Below are 13,957 nucleotides of genomic sequence, written 5' to 3'. Positions count from 1 at the left end.
TTGTTTTATCATGCAAGTTTTCTGCCAATCTATTCATTTCTATCAACTTCTATTCATTTCCTCAACTCTATTATCTTACTATCATTTCTCGCTCCTAATTGACAGCGGATATGAAGGAAAAATTTAAAAGCGTGGTGTACACATTGGAATTAACGATTTCAAGTTTAGAAAATATGAAGCTGAAGGAGCTTTATGAGCTTGCGCGCGAATATAAAGTGACCTATTACAGCAAATTAACGAAAAAAGAATTGATTTTTGCGATTTTAAAATCCCGTGCCGAGCAGCAGGGCTATTTCTTCATGGAAGGCGTTCTGGAAATTATCCAGTCAGAAGGCTTCGGCTTCCTGCGCCCAATTAACTATTCACCAAGCTCGGAGGATATTTATATTTCGGCATCGCAGATTCGCCGTTTCGACCTCCGCAATGGGGACAAGGTATCCGGTAAGGTTCGTCCTCCGAAGGAAAATGAGCGTTATTTCGGATTGCTTCACGTAGAAGCCGTTAACGGTGAAGATCCGGAATCTGCGAAGGAACGCGTTTATTTCCCGGCGTTAACGCCTTTATATCCGAACCGGATGATGAAGCTTGAAACAACGCAAAAGCATCTATCAACCCGGATTATGGACCTTGTGGCACCAGTTGGTTTTGGCCAGCGCGGTCTGATTGTTGCGCCTCCGAAGGCTGGTAAAACAATGCTTCTGAAGGAAATTGCTAACAGCGTTACCACAAACCACCCTGATGTCGAGTTAATCGTCCTGTTGATTGATGAGCGTCCGGAAGAGGTGACCGACATCGAGCGTTCCGTTGCCGGTGATGTAGTCAGCTCGACGTTTGATGAGGTTCCCGAGAACCATATCAAGGTCGCTGAGCTTGTTTTGGACCGAGCAATGCGTCTTGTTGAGCACAAACGCGACGTTGTTATCTTGATGGATAGTATTACGCGTTTGGCTCGTGCTTATAACCTAGTGATTCCGCCAAGCGGCCGGACATTGTCCGGTGGTATTGACCCGGCAGCGTTCCACCGTCCGAAGCGTTTCTTTGGTGCGGCCCGTAACATTGAAGAAGGCGGCAGCTTGACGATCCTTGCAACGGCGCTGGTTGACACCGGTTCGCGTATGGATGACGTCATTTATGAAGAATTTAAAGGTACCGGTAACATGGAACTGCACCTTGACAGACAGCTGGCAGAACGCCGCGTGTTCCCTGCGCTTGATATCCGTCGTTCCGGTACGCGTAAGGAAGAGCTTCTTATTCCGAAGGATCACTTGGATAAGTTATGGGCGATTCGCAAATCAATGTCAGATTCCCCAGATTTTGCCGAGCGCTTCTTGAAAAAGTTACGTCAGACGAAGTCCAACCAGGAGTTTTTCGATCAGCTTGGTGAGGAGCTTAAGGCGCGCCGCTCTTAGGTTTTGAGTTTGGGGCGAGGTCTCGAGCGAACCCGATATTTTGGTTTTGTTTTTTCAAAAAGGCTGAAAATCCCAGCTTGCAAACAATTAGTCTGGCTGTTATAATGTGGTCAGTGTGTTTTTTGTAATTCTGTGACTTGTTAAGACAAGCACTGTATATAACTCTGTTTCGAATGATTCAGGGCGGAAGGAGATGAAAAGAATGAAAGCAGGAATTCATCCAAATTTTAAAACAGTAATGGTGACTTGCGCATGCGGCAACACTTTCGAAAGCGGTTCTGTAAAGAACGAGATCCGCGTTGAGACTTGCTCTGAGTGCCACCCATTCTATACTGGTCGTCAAAAATTCGCTGAAGCAGGCGGACGTGTTGACCGTTTCAACAAAAAATACGGTCTTAAGAATCAACAATAATTCGCGCAAAAGACAGGCAAGATGCAACATTGGCTTGCCTGTTTTTTATTGGCTAATAATAAAAATATGATTTTGTATATGATAAATAGAGATGGTTTCGTTTGAGGAAGGAGACGCCGTTAATGTATGTTATGACGCAAAGCGGATGGGTTGAGGTTATCTGCGGCAGTATGTTTTCTGGAAAATCAGAGGAGTTAATTCGGCGCGTGCGGCGTGCCCAGTTTGCTAAACAAAAAATAGCTGTATTTAAACCGAAAATCGATAATCGCTATCATGACCAGTCTGTTGTTTCCCATAATGGCACTTCTTTTGAGGCGAAGCCGATTTCCCATTCGATTGAGATTTTGCATCATGTGGAAGCGGATATGGATATTGTCGCAATTGATGAAGCACAGTTTTTCGATGAAGGCATCGTAAGAGTTGTCCAGCAGCTGGCGGATTCCGGCCATCGCGTGATTGTCGCGGGGCTTGATCAGGATTTCCGCGGTGAGGCGTTCGGACAGATGCCGAAGCTGATGGCGATTGCCGAGTCAGTGACAAAGCTGCAGGCTGTTTGTGCTGTTTGCGGATCACCGGCAAGCAGGACGCAGCGTTTGATTGACGGACATCCGGCTTCCTACCATGATCCGGTGATTTTGGTTGGTGCCTCGGAAGCGTATGAGCCGCGCTGTCGTCATCATCATGAAGTGCCTAGGACTGCGGCGGTGCGCCAGGCGGTTGAAGAGGGCGTATAAGTTTAGGTTTTATTTTTGAAGGGTGTCAGTGCTGCCATGTTCGCGTGGTGCCGGGCACCTTTTTGTTGTTTTTAGGAGGCCGGCGGCAATGGCTGGATGGAGTGACAGGTATTTATGTGAAATTTCGTAAAGGTGCCTGTCACCTTTTGCTGTATTAAGATTGTGTTTAAGGTTGGAAAGAATTCACTCGGGGATGGCTGCGTGTGGCAGGGCATGCTAGTACCATGGAGGTGTAATTCGATGAAAAAGTGGATGTTTCTTGTCGGTGTCATGCTTTTGTTGGCGACGGGCTGCCAAAATGGCCGTAGTGCTGATGATGATGCGGCTAATGACTTGCGCGGCGACCGACAGACGAGGAATCTTGTGTCCAATCATGATATCAACGACCAGCATATGGTCGAGGACGATGTGACCAACCAAAACCCAAACTTCCTTGACTTGACAGGGACCGGAAGCGGCAGCGAAGCCGGTGCTAACAACCAGGGCAACGATATAGCCAAGGCAAAGCAGGTGATTGCCGATACGCACGAATTTGTGACGGATTCTGTTTGGATTAATGGGGACAGAATGTGGGTGAAGGTTTACAAAAAAGGGATGCTTTCTAGTGGTGATAAACGGGATGCGGAGGCTAGGCTGCATAAGAAGCTGATGCGTGCGTTGCCGCGTTATAATATTGAGGTTAATGTACAGGAAGATAGGAGATAATGGGCATGCTCTGGGGACCAGGGCATGTTTTTTTGATGTGATGTGTATATTTGGAGATTTTAGAGGTATTTTATAGAGTTAAATAAGGGGTTTTTTTAAAAAAAATAACTTACTCGCCTGATTTGGCGGTTTACTCGCCCAAATTTTAAATTTACTCGTCATTTTTATCTATTTACTCGCCAACTTTTAAAATTTACTCGCCAACTAACACAATTCTTGTATTGGAAGTGCCTCTTTTGCATCCTTTAGATGCACGAGAACCTTACCCGCGCATCTAAATTACCAGTTATTTGGATATACTTTCCGATAGGGGACGTTTACTTTCCAATTCAGAGTGGGTACTTTCCAATTTGCCGGTTTTACTTACATTTTTTGAACAAATACTTTCTAAATTTCCTATTTTACTTTCCTGGAGTTTCAATTCGGATACGATACAGAAATTGTGATGCATGAGAACCGTCCCTGTGCATCACCTGTGCATCGATTTGTGAGGCACAAGAACCGTCCCCATGCATCACATTGACGCGGGTTTTTAGCTATACTATAATTAGAATGTTATGGACAATTTTCGGCCCGGTGTTGCGGGTGTTTAGATAGAAGTTTTGAATTTAATTTGAGGTGAATGACTGTGTTTGATCGTCTACAATCGGTGGAGGACCGCTTCGAAAGGCTCAATGAGCTGTTAAGTGATCCGGAAATTATAAATGATTCTAAAAAGCTTCGTGATTATTCGAAGGAACAGGCGGACCTGCAGGAGACTGTGCAAGCGTACCGCCAGTATAAGGATGCAAAATCTCAGCTGCAGGACGCAAAGGTGATGCTTGAGGACAAGCTGGATGCGGAAATGCGCGAAATGGTTAAAGAAGAGGTCAGTGAGCTTGAGGCGCAGATTGAAGAGCTTGAAGGTAAGTTAAAAATCTTGCTTGTTCCGAAGGACCCGAACGATGACAAGAACGTTATCATGGAAATCCGCGGCGCAGCGGGCGGCGAAGAAGCGGCATTGTTTGCCGGTACGCTATATCGCATGTACTCACGATATGCGGAAGCGCAGGGCTGGAAGACGGAAGTGATTGATGCCAACGAGACTGGACTTGGCGGCTTTAAAGAGATTATTTTCATGATTTCAGGCCATGGCGCGTTTTCCAAATTAAAATTTGAAAATGGCGCGCATCGGGTGCAGCGTGTACCGGAAACCGAGTCTGGCGGCCGAATTCACACTTCAACTGCTACGGTGGCAGCACTGCCGGAAGTCGAAGAATTTGATATTGAGATTCATGATAAAGACATCCGTTTTGATACGTTTGCATCAAGCGGTGCGGGCGGACAGAGCGTTAACACCACAATGTCAGCGGTTCGTTTGACTCACATTCCAACCGGTATTGTCGCAACCTCTCAGGACGAACGTTCGCAGCATAAGAACAAGGATAAAGCGATGAAAATTCTGCGTGCACGGGTTTACGATAAATTCCAGCAGGAAGCCCAAGCTGAGTATGACCAAGTGCGGAAATCTGCAGTTGGTTCAGGTGATCGTTCCGAGCGGATTCGGACTTACAACTATCCGCAAAACCGGGTGACTGACCACCGGATCGGTTTAACGATTCAAAAGCTGGATCAGATTATTGAGGGCAAGCTGGATGAGATAATTGAGGCATTGGTGCTCGATGATCAAGCGAGAAGATTGGAAAATGCATCAAATGAGTAAAAAGGTATTCGAAGCTCTGAAATGGGCTTCTTCTTTTTTAGTTGAAGCAGGACGGGATGAGAATGCGGGGGAATTGCTGCTTCGGCATTTTACTGGGATGACGCGGTCGCAGCTGTTTGCGAATGTGCGCGAGGAGCTGGAGCCTGAAGTGTGGGAGCTTTTTGAAAAAGCGGTCCGCGAACACGCATCCGGGGTTCCGGTGCAATATATTATTGGCACGGAGGAGTTCTACGGGCGTACTTTTGTTGTTACTCCAGAAGTGCTCATTCCAAGGCCAGAGACAGAGGAGCTTGTTTACGGGACATTGCAGCGGATCGGCCGGCTATTTAGTGAGCGCGAGGAAATTAGGCTTGCTGATATTGGAACAGGTAGTGGGGCAATTGCTATTAGCTTAAAGCTGGAACAGCCGTCTTTAAAAGTAACTGCTACAGATATTGCTGAATCCTCTTTGGAGGTGGCGAAGGAGAATGCCCGCCTGCTTGGGGCAGAGGTCCAATTCATCCAGGGTGACTTGTTGCAGCCGTTTATAGCGGCCGGTGAGAAGCTAAATGTAGTGGTGTCAAATCCGCCGTATATTCCGGTTGCTGACATTGAGAGCATGTCCGAGGTGGTTACTGATCACGAGCCGCACCGGGCACTCTTCGCAGGCGCGGACGGACTCGATTTTTACCGCCGCTTTATGGTGGAGCTTCCGCAGGTGCTCGCGCCGGGCGCGCTGGTATGTTTCGAGATTGGGGCCGGTCAGGGCGAAGCGGTAGCGGAGCTTTTTCGAAAAGCATTTGAGAATGTTTTGGTTGAAGTAGTGAATGATATTAACGGCAAGGACCGGATGGTGTTTGCTGAGATTGGCTTCGGGGGCTGAGGACCCGGGGCTTTTTTTGTATCTTAAAAATAGTAAAATTTAATAGTTTAAGATTCTGGCATTTTGTCCACAATGGTAAGGCAAAGGGAAGGGACGGTGCTAGAGATGAGAGGGAAACTGGTAGTTTGGGGATATTTGGTGGTTTTATCGTTAGCGACAATGCTAAATTTATATATGCCGAAAACAGAAGCAGCTCAGAAGGAGTCGATTGTGATTCCTGGAGAGGCGATTCGCTTAAGGATTTTGGCCAACAGCGATTTTGAAGAGGATCAGGCGATTAAGCGCAAGGTCCGCGATGCAGTGAACGCACAGATTACACTGTGGGTGCAGGATTTAACTTCGATGGAAGAGGCTCGGAAGGTGATCAAGGGCCATTTACCGGAGATTCAAGCGATTGGGGAAAAAGTGGTCCGTGAATCGGGTTCGGATCAGTCGGTCAAGGTAGAGTTTGGCAAGGTGCAGTTTCCGACAAAGCTGTATGGTCAGTTTTTGTATCCTGCAGGAAAGTATCAAGCTGTGTTAATTACGTTGGGCGCGGGTGAAGGGGCGAACTGGTGGTGCGTGCTGTACCCGCCGCTATGCTTCCTGGATTTTTCAAATGGGGTAGCTGTCAGTGAAGGGTTTGAGGAAAAAGAAACGGCTGCTGTTGCGGAAGCGAAAGAGGAAGCTAGTGTCACCCAGGTGGAAGAGAAGCGGTCCGATGTGAAAACAAAGTCTGTGGAAGGAAAAAAGGAAGTAGCTGTTCAGAAAGAGAATACTGAGGTAAAAAAGGTGCAAAGGCCGGACTTTGAAGAGACGCGTTCAGTTAAGGATAATGATGATGATATACCGGTAATGAAGAGCAGGGATTTTGAAAAAACGGAAACGGCTGTGGTGAAGAAGCAGGGTTCATCAGAAAAAATGAAAACGGCTGTGGTGGAGGAGCAAGATTCAGAAGAAGCCGAAGACATTGTGGTCAAGAAACCGGTAAAGAAGGATAAGCCAGTTTACGTTTCGGAGGACGAGCAGCCAGTAAAAGTGAAATTCTTTGTGGTTGAGATGTGGAATAAGCTTTTTAACTAACAGCTCTTTGAGGGGGCTGTTTTTTTGTGCTTATGAGGCCACCTCCTCTTCTTTTTCAAGCGGTTTTGTCCGAAGATTGCATTGTTTCGGACACTTCTACCGCTTTTTCAAGTGATTCTGTCCGAAGGTTGGACTGGTTCGGACACTTCTGCCGCTTTTTCAAGTGATTCTGTCCGAAGGTTGGACTGGTTCGGACTCTTCTGTCACTTTTTCAAGTGATTCTGTCCGAAGATTGGACTGATTCGGACACTTCTGCCGCTTTTTCAAGTGATTCTGTCCGAAGGTTGGATTGGTTCGGACACTTCTGCCGCTTTTTCAAGTGATTCTGTCCGAAGGTTGGATTGGTTCGGACACTTCTGCCGCTTTTTTAAGCTATTCTGTCCGAAGGTGAACTGATCCGGATATTCCTGATTAAAAATTGAAAGGAGTTGTCCCCATACTCTCTCTCCTAGGTCCGAATGTCCAAAAAATATGCTAGAAATAGCCCCAACCTGTTCTACTTTTTCTATTTTTTCATATTCATAGAGTAGAATCTGAAAAATGGGGTGGATGGGATGCAGGCGTTGATTCGCAAGGCGACTAAAGGGGATTTGGACAGGCTGAAAAGCTTTCTTACGAGGGCTAATCTTGGGACGGATGGACTCAGCGAAGAAACGATAGAATGGTTTTTGCTGCTAGAGGACGAGCAGGAAGAGCTGGTCGGATCGCTTGGAATGGAGGTTTGTGAACAGTTTGGGCTGCTGCGATCGTTGGTGGTCACGGCGGGGCAAGCTGAAAAGGAAATCTTCGTTCTGTTTGACCAAATGGTGAAGCTCGCTAAAGAAAAGGGAATGGAAAGCTTGTTTTTGGCCACAAATAAGGGGGCGGCGTTGCCGTTTTTTGAACTGATGGGGTTTGAGAAGATTGGGCGCGGGGAACTGCCGGTCGGGTTTTATCAATCTGAGCACATTCGGCACGTTTTAAATGTGGATAACTCGTTGTTTTTGAGACTAACGATATAATATTGTGGATATATCGCCAAAGTTATCCACTTTTTCGGGTAAGTTATGCACAATTTGTGGATATCACTTGTGTTTAGGTCTGCCTTCTTTTATACTTTCAAACGTATCATGCGAAAAATATGAGTTTATACGCCGAAATTCGTCAAAATTCGATAAAAAACGAGATAGGTTTTGAAGGTGGATAACATGAACACAAAAGTTTGGAAAGTGGATAAGTATGTGGATAATTTAGAAAGTAATCCACATATTGTGGATGCCGCACATTTTTTAAAGGAAAATGAAGTCGTCGCGATGCCAACGGAGACAGTTTATGGGTTGGCCGGGAATGCCGAGAATGATGAGGCTGTCGCGAAAATTTTTGCAGCAAAGGGGCGGCCTGCGGATAATCCCCTGATTATCCACATTGCTGAACAGGAACAGTTGAACCGCTTTGTTGCGGAGGTACCTGAGAAGGCGGCAATCCTTATGGATAAGTTTTGGCCAGGGCCGCTGACGATTATTTTTAAAATGAAGGAAGGCGTGCTTTCGGAAAAAGCAACCGCTGGCCTCACGACGGTTGGAGTGCGGATGCCGGACCACCCGGTAGCGCTGGCGCTGCTCCGAACTTGCGGGCTGCCGATTGCCGCACCAAGTGCGAATTCCTCAGGGAAACCGAGCCCGACAACAGCCGGGCATGTCCTTGATGATCTTGAAGGAAAAATTGCCGGCGTGGTGGACGGAGGTCCGACCGGAGTCGGTGTCGAATCAACTGTCATCGACTGTACGGAAACCTTTCCGGTCATATTAAGGCCAGGCGGGGTGACCAAGGAGCAGCTTGAGGCGGTAATAGGAGAGGTCCACATCGACCCGGCTTTAAAAAATGAAGCGGCAAAACCGAAGGCGCCAGGTATGAAGTACCGACACTACGCGCCAAATGCGCCGCTCTATTTGGTGTCAGGCACCCGGGAATTTTTGCAGAGGCTTGTTGCCGAAAAACGTGCGGAAGGTTTGCGTGTCGGGGTGCTGACGACAGAGGAGCATGCGGACGAGTACGAAGCCGAAGTCGTCCTCACCTGTGGAAGACGCGCTGAACTCGAGACCGTCGCAGCTGCGCTTTACGATGTTTTGCGTCGATTCAATGAGCAGCAGGTCGATGTGATTTTCAGCGAAATGTTCCCGTATGAAGGCGTGGGATATGCCATTATGAACCGGTTGGAAAAGGCGGCCGGGAATAAAGTGATCAAGGAATAAAAAATAACCATCTAGACCAGTTCTCCTTAAATGGAGGGCTGGTCTTTTTTTAAAAAGGGCTTTCCGCTAATTTCCCAGCTTGGCTTCTAAACCGATTTGGACGTGCATATGCTGAAATAGTTAGTCCAAGGGGGAGAAGTCAGAATGTCTGAAATGGTTGGGGAAATTATCACACTCATGTTGATGGCAGCGGCTCTAGGAATGGATGCTTTCTCAGTCGGCCTTGGCATGGGGATGTACAAATTGCGGCTTCGAAAAATATTTGAAATAGGAATTGTCATTGGAATCTTTCATGTGTTGATGCCGCTAGCTGGCATGACGGCAGGAAGATTTTTATCAGAACAATTTGGAGCGCTGGCCTCCTTTATCGGCGGCCTGCTATTAATCCTTTTAGGGATGCAGATGATTTGGTCGAGCCTGAAGGACGATGATGAAAAGGTAATTACGCCGGTCGGCTTTGGCCTGTTGTTTTTTGCGTTGAGCGTAAGTCTGGACAGCTTTTCCGTCGGTTTGACGCTGGGGATTTATGGGGCAAAAACTGTTTTGGTCCTGATCTGTTTCGGTGTTATGGCCACCGTGCTGACATGGGCAGGCCTGCTTTTGGGCAAAAAAGTCCGGAGCTGGCTCGGTGCCTACAGCGAGGCGCTTGGGGGAGCGATTTTACTGGCGTTCGGTATTAAGCTGATGGCTGTGTTTTTATAAGAAATTTTTGTAAAAGGGACATTTGCAACGGTTTGAATGTGGAAAATTGTTCTATAATAGGTGGGGAAGGGGGCGTACATATGCAGCGGATATTATTTGTTTGTACAGGAAATACCTGCAGGAGTCCGATGGCGGAGGCCATTTTAAAAAATAAACAGCTGGACGGAATCGAGGTCAAGTCCGCCGGAATTTATGCCGCAAGCGGAAACGATGCCTCGGCGAACGCAAAAGAGGTGCTCGCGAACAACAAGATTACGCAAAATCACCGCTCCACCTTGCTGTCCAGTGATGAAATTGACTGGGCGGATTTGATTTTAACCATGACAACCTCGCATAAGTTCGCCATCCAGCAGCAATACCCAAAGGCGATTGAAAAAGTGTTTACATTAAAGGAATTTACCGGCGAAGATTTCGACCACGACGTCACCGATCCGTACGGCGGCAGTCTCTCTATCTATGAAGAAACCTACCAAGAACTCGATAAGCTGATTGACAAAGCGATTGAAAAAATAAAGCCATAGAAAAAGGTCAGGAGTGTTTTACTCTTGGCCTTTTTCTATGTTAGGTAAAGGGACCAAGCGTGGACAAATTGTCATTTTGTCCATGTGGAATGGACACATTTTTTTCCATTGTGAGAATTCTATTGTTTTTCGTATGGTTTTTTACTATTTAATTTCGTTGCGGTGTTCTTGCTTTATATTTTTAAGGCTGTATGTCAAAATTAAGTACAGATTGATGTTATGAATAGGGGGATTTTTGAGATGAGAGTGGCTTTAGCGTCTGACCATGGCGGCATGAATATTCGTAAGGAAATTGCAAGCTTGCTTGAGGAATTAAAGATTGAGTATGTGGATTTTGGCTGCGAATGTGAGTCGTCTGTTGATTATCCGGATTATGCCCTGCCTGTAGCGGAAAAGGTAGCGAGCGGCGAGTTTGACCGCGGGATTTTAATTTGCGGAACAGGCATTGGCATGAGCATTGCCGCTAACAAGGTGAAAGGTGTCCGCTGTGCACTTGTGCACGATACCTTTAGTGCAAAAGCAACACGGGCCCACAATGACAGCAACATCCTAGCGATGGGCGAACGCGTCATCGGTCCTGGACTGGCCCGTGATATTGCCCAAATATGGCTCACTGGCGAATTCGAAGGTGGACGTCACGCCAACCGCGTCGGTAAAATCACGGATTATGAGGAGAAACAACAATAGATACCACATCGGATTAAGCAGCGGAGTGGCTGGGGACAGGTCCCCCAAGAGAGTAAAAAGTGGCGGGGCCAGGACCCTTGGAACATGAATGATGGGAGGTCAATGGGTATGATTCAGCAATGGGAGAACGAACTTGAAGCAATTTTAACGGAATTTAAGAAGCAGGCATCCTTGAGTCCGGGGCAGCTTCTCGTGATCGGCTGCAGCACCAGCGAGGTAATTGGCGAGCGCATTGGAACAGCCGGAACGATTGAAGTAGCCGAAATGATTTTTCGCCAAATGCAAAAGTTCCAAACAGAAACCGGAGTTCACCTAGCCTTTCAATGCTGCGAGCACTTGAACCGGGCACTCGTGGTGGAACGGTCGGTTGCCTTCGCGCGAGGCTTCGAAGAGGTGTCGGTCGTCCCGGTCCGGAAGGCAGGCGGAGCGATGGCAACATTTGCTTTTGAAAAAATGAACGACGCCGTTGTGGTCGAGTTTGTAAAGGCGGAGGCAGGCATTGACATTGGCAGCACCCTGATTGGCATGCACCTGAAACATGTTGCCGTCCCTGTCCGTGTTAAACAGAAGTTCTTGGGACATGCTCATGTGACGCTGGCTAAAACAAGACCAAAACTGATCGGCGGGGCCCGCGCGGTTTACGAACGGACCGATGCTAATTCAAGCTGCAGTTAAAAATATTTGACTAAACACGAACGATTTAGTTGTAGTGTAACTTATTTGCTATATGAAACACGAACGTTAAAAATAACAAAAATGAAATCTTACGTGTTTACATAATAAAAAAACATGTTACAATAAAGAGGGAATTTTCTAACGTCTTTTATTTACATATGAGGGGGAATGAATCATGAACCATTTACCTAAAGCCGATGAACAGGTTTTTCAAGCAATCCAGCAAGAATTGGGCCGTCAACGTTCTAAAATTGAACTGATTGCCTCCGAAAACTTTGTCAGTGAAGCCGTAATGGAAGCCCAAGGCTCCGTTTTAACGAATAAATACGCAGAAGGCTACCCTGGACGCCGTTACTATGGCGGCTGCGAGTATGTCGATGTTGTTGAGGATTTGGCTCGTGATCGCGCCAAGCAAATTTTTGGAGCAGAATATGTCAACGTTCAGCCGCACTCTGGTGCACAGGCAAACATGGCTGTTTACTTCACCGTCCTTCAGCAAGGTGACACCGTGCTTGGCATGAACTTATCCCATGGCGGCCACTTAACACACGGAAGCCCAGTTAACTTCAGTGGTGTTCAATATAACTTCGTTGATTATGGTGTCGACAAAGAAACGCACCGCATCGATTATGCTGATGTTCGTGCAAAAGCCCTTGAGCATAAGCCAAAAATGATTGTTGCCGGTGCTAGTGCTTATCCTCGTGAAATCGATTTTGCGAAGTTCCGTGAAATCGCTGATGAAGTGGGCGCGTACCTAATGGTCGACATGGCGCACATCGCTGGTCTTGTTGCGGCAGGTCTGCACCAAAACCCAGTGCCATACGCTGATTTCGTCACAACGACTACTCATAAAACCCTTCGCGGTCCACGCGGCGGGATGATTTTAACCTCTGAGGAATGGGGCAAGAAAATCGATAAGTCGATCTTCCCTGGAATCCAAGGCGGTCCGCTTATGCACGTTATCGCTGCAAAAGCTGTTGCTTTTGGCGAAGCACTTCAGGACAGCTTTAAGGAATATGCTCAACAAATCGTGGCGAACGCTCAGCGTTTAGCGGAAAGCCTGCAAAAAGAAGGCTTGAAGCTTGTTTCCGGCGGTACGGACAACCACTTAATGCTTGTCGATGTGACAAGCCTTGGTTTAACCGGAAAAGTGGCTGAAAAAGTGCTCGATGAAGTCGGCATTACTGTTAACAAAAACACGATTCCGTTCGACCAAAACAGCCCGTTCGTAACAAGCGGTGTCCGCATTGGTACAGCTGCTGTAACAAGCCGCGGCTTCGGGTTGGAAGATATGGACGAAATTGCTTCCATCATCGCCTTCACCTTGAAAAATCACGAAGACGAAGCAAAGCTTGAAGAAGCGAGCACTCGTGTTGACGCGTTAACAAGCAAATTTACCCTTTACCCTGAATATTGATGCATGGGGACGGTTCTCATGCCTCACTTTTGTGAGGCAGAAAGAACCGTCCTTTTGTTTCAGAAAAATCTAACATCAGTCTGCGAGTTGCTCGCGGGCTTTTTTTTCTGTAAAATGAGACGACTGCAAAAATTAAATCTTTAAAAAAGGGGCGATCGCTGTGGCAAAAGTATATGTTTTTGACCATCCACTCATTCAGCACAAGCTTACTTACATACGTGATAAACATACAGGAACAAAGGAATTCCGCGAGCTAGTTGACGAGGTGGCAACCTTGATGGCGTTTGAAATCACAAGAGACATGCCGCTAGAAGAGACAAACATTGAAACACCAGTGTGCCCGGCCAAATCGAAGGTTCTTTCTGGTAAAAAAATCGGCCTAGTGCCAATTTTGCGCGCTGGAATTGGCATGGTGGACGGAATCTTAAAATTAATCCCGGCTGCGAAAGTAGGCCATATCGGTCTGTACCGCGATCCGGAAACCCTAAAGCCGGTTGAATATTACGTCAAGCTTCCAAGCGATGTCGAAGAGCGCGACTTCATCGTAGTTGACCCGATGCTGGCAACGGGCGGATCAGCTATTGAAGCGATTCACGGCTTGAAAAAGCGTGGAGCTAAAAATATCAAATTTATGTGTTTGATTGCCGCACCAGAAGGCGTTGAAGCTCTGAAAGAGGCGCATCCTGACGTCGACATTTACATCGCTGCCCTTGACGAAAAGTTAAACGACCACGGCTATATCGTACCAGGTCTTGGCGATGCTGGAGACCGGTTGTTTGGGACGAAATAATTCTATAAATAAGGTAATTTTTTAAAAAAGTCGGGTGCTGCCCGACTT

At 47.0% G+C, this 13,957-nt stretch carries 15 protein-coding genes; all 15 read left to right on the top strand.

Going from position 1 to position 13,957, the window contains the following annotated elements:
• Positions 1-143 precede the first annotated feature (143 nt).
• The gene (rho, locus tag V5M37_RS28025; protein ID WP_213147962.1) at positions 144-1,409 is read left to right on the top strand and encodes a transcription termination factor Rho; all 1,266 of its coding nucleotides are present in this window, start codon (positions 144-146) and stop codon (positions 1,407-1,409) included.
• 202 nt (positions 1,410-1,611) lie between these two features.
• Entirely contained in the window at positions 1,612-1,821 is a 210-nt protein-coding gene (gene rpmE / locus V5M37_RS28020) for a 50S ribosomal protein L31 (protein ID WP_423800124.1), read from the top strand.
• Between the two features lie 122 nt (positions 1,822-1,943).
• Positions 1,944-2,555 (top strand): thymidine kinase, encoded by a 612-nt coding sequence (locus tag V5M37_RS28015; protein WP_213147964.1) that lies wholly within the window; start codon positions 1,944-1,946, stop codon positions 2,553-2,555.
• A gap of 240 nt (positions 2,556-2,795) precedes the next feature.
• Positions 2,796-3,260 (top strand): hypothetical protein, encoded by a 465-nt coding sequence (locus V5M37_RS28010; RefSeq protein ID WP_423800123.1) that lies wholly within the window; start codon positions 2,796-2,798, stop codon positions 3,258-3,260.
• Between the two features lie 628 nt (positions 3,261-3,888).
• The gene (gene prfA, locus V5M37_RS28005) at positions 3,889-4,962 is read left to right on the top strand and encodes a peptide chain release factor 1 (protein WP_423800122.1); all 1,074 of its coding nucleotides are present in this window, start codon (positions 3,889-3,891) and stop codon (positions 4,960-4,962) included.
• Entirely contained in the window at positions 4,955-5,824 is an 870-nt protein-coding gene (gene prmC, locus V5M37_RS28000) for a peptide chain release factor N(5)-glutamine methyltransferase (protein ID WP_423800121.1), read from the top strand. Before prfA ends, prmC begins: the two co-directional genes overlap by 8 nt.
• 105 nt (positions 5,825-5,929) lie before the next feature.
• Positions 5,930-6,886, top strand: coding sequence for a stage II sporulation protein R (gene spoIIR / locus V5M37_RS27995; protein ID WP_423800120.1), 957 nt, complete (start codon positions 5,930-5,932; stop codon positions 6,884-6,886).
• A gap of 554 nt (positions 6,887-7,440) precedes the next feature.
• Entirely contained in the window at positions 7,441-7,887 is a 447-nt protein-coding gene (locus tag V5M37_RS27990; RefSeq protein ID WP_423800119.1) for a GNAT family N-acetyltransferase, read from the top strand.
• 186 nt (positions 7,888-8,073) lie between these two features.
• Entirely contained in the window at positions 8,074-9,117 is a 1,044-nt protein-coding gene (locus V5M37_RS27985) for an L-threonylcarbamoyladenylate synthase (protein WP_423802694.1), read from the top strand.
• 144 nt (positions 9,118-9,261) lie between these two features.
• Positions 9,262-9,819 carry a manganese efflux pump MntP family protein gene (locus tag V5M37_RS27980; protein WP_423800118.1) on the top strand — a complete coding sequence of 186 codons (558 nt, stop codon included), beginning with the start codon at positions 9,262-9,264 and terminating at the stop codon, positions 9,817-9,819.
• 80 nt (positions 9,820-9,899) lie between these two features.
• Entirely contained in the window at positions 9,900-10,340 is a 441-nt protein-coding gene (locus V5M37_RS27975; protein ID WP_423800117.1) for a low molecular weight protein arginine phosphatase, read from the top strand.
• A gap of 240 nt (positions 10,341-10,580) precedes the next feature.
• Positions 10,581-11,027, top strand: a complete 447-nt coding sequence (rpiB, locus tag V5M37_RS27970) for a ribose 5-phosphate isomerase B (protein ID WP_423800116.1) — start codon at positions 10,581-10,583, stop codon at positions 11,025-11,027.
• Between the two features lie 108 nt (positions 11,028-11,135).
• A complete protein-coding gene (locus V5M37_RS27965; RefSeq protein WP_423800115.1) occupies positions 11,136-11,702 on the top strand; it encodes a TIGR01440 family protein in 567 nt (188 codons plus the stop codon).
• Positions 11,703-11,877: 175 nt separating this feature from the next.
• Positions 11,878-13,119, top strand: a complete 1,242-nt coding sequence (gene glyA, locus V5M37_RS27960) for a serine hydroxymethyltransferase (RefSeq protein WP_423800114.1) — start codon at positions 11,878-11,880, stop codon at positions 13,117-13,119.
• 160 nt (positions 13,120-13,279) lie between these two features.
• The gene (upp, locus tag V5M37_RS27955; RefSeq protein WP_423800113.1) at positions 13,280-13,909 is read left to right on the top strand and encodes a uracil phosphoribosyltransferase; all 630 of its coding nucleotides are present in this window, start codon (positions 13,280-13,282) and stop codon (positions 13,907-13,909) included.
• Positions 13,910-13,957: the final 48 nt, after the last annotated feature.

Origin of the sequence: Neobacillus sp. SAB-20_R2A (assembly GCF_049568635.1) — a bacterium.
Taxonomy (GTDB): domain Bacteria; phylum Bacillota; class Bacilli; order Bacillales; family Cytobacillaceae; genus Neobacillus; species Neobacillus citreus.
Note: the sequence above shows the minus strand (reverse complement) of the source record. Positions and strands in the feature narration are given on the sequence as shown.

Bases quoted from the DNA above. Each gene is read 5' to 3' on its own strand.
- rpmE (WP_423800124.1), top strand. From the start codon at position 1,612: ATGAAAGCAGGAATTCATCCAAATTTTAAAACAGTAATGGTGACTTGC.
- V5M37_RS28015 (WP_213147964.1), top strand. From the start codon at position 1,944: ATGTATGTTATGACGCAAAGCGGATGGGTTGAGGTTATCTGCGGCAGT.
- V5M37_RS28010 (WP_423800123.1), top strand. From the start codon at position 2,796: ATGAAAAAGTGGATGTTTCTTGTCGGTGTCATGCTTTTGTTGGCGACG.
- prmC (WP_423800121.1), top strand. From the start codon at position 4,955: ATGAGTAAAAAGGTATTCGAAGCTCTGAAATGGGCTTCTTCTTTTTTA.
- spoIIR (WP_423800120.1), top strand. From the start codon at position 5,930: ATGAGAGGGAAACTGGTAGTTTGGGGATATTTGGTGGTTTTATCGTTA.
- V5M37_RS27990 (WP_423800119.1), top strand. From the start codon at position 7,441: ATGCAGGCGTTGATTCGCAAGGCGACTAAAGGGGATTTGGACAGGCTG.
- V5M37_RS27985 (WP_423802694.1), top strand. From the start codon at position 8,074: ATGAACACAAAAGTTTGGAAAGTGGATAAGTATGTGGATAATTTAGAA.
- V5M37_RS27980 (WP_423800118.1), top strand. From the start codon at position 9,262: ATGTCTGAAATGGTTGGGGAAATTATCACACTCATGTTGATGGCAGCG.
- V5M37_RS27975 (WP_423800117.1), top strand. From the start codon at position 9,900: ATGCAGCGGATATTATTTGTTTGTACAGGAAATACCTGCAGGAGTCCG.
- rpiB (WP_423800116.1), top strand. From the start codon at position 10,581: ATGAGAGTGGCTTTAGCGTCTGACCATGGCGGCATGAATATTCGTAAG.
- V5M37_RS27965 (WP_423800115.1), top strand. From the start codon at position 11,136: ATGATTCAGCAATGGGAGAACGAACTTGAAGCAATTTTAACGGAATTT.
- glyA (WP_423800114.1), top strand. From the start codon at position 11,878: ATGAACCATTTACCTAAAGCCGATGAACAGGTTTTTCAAGCAATCCAG.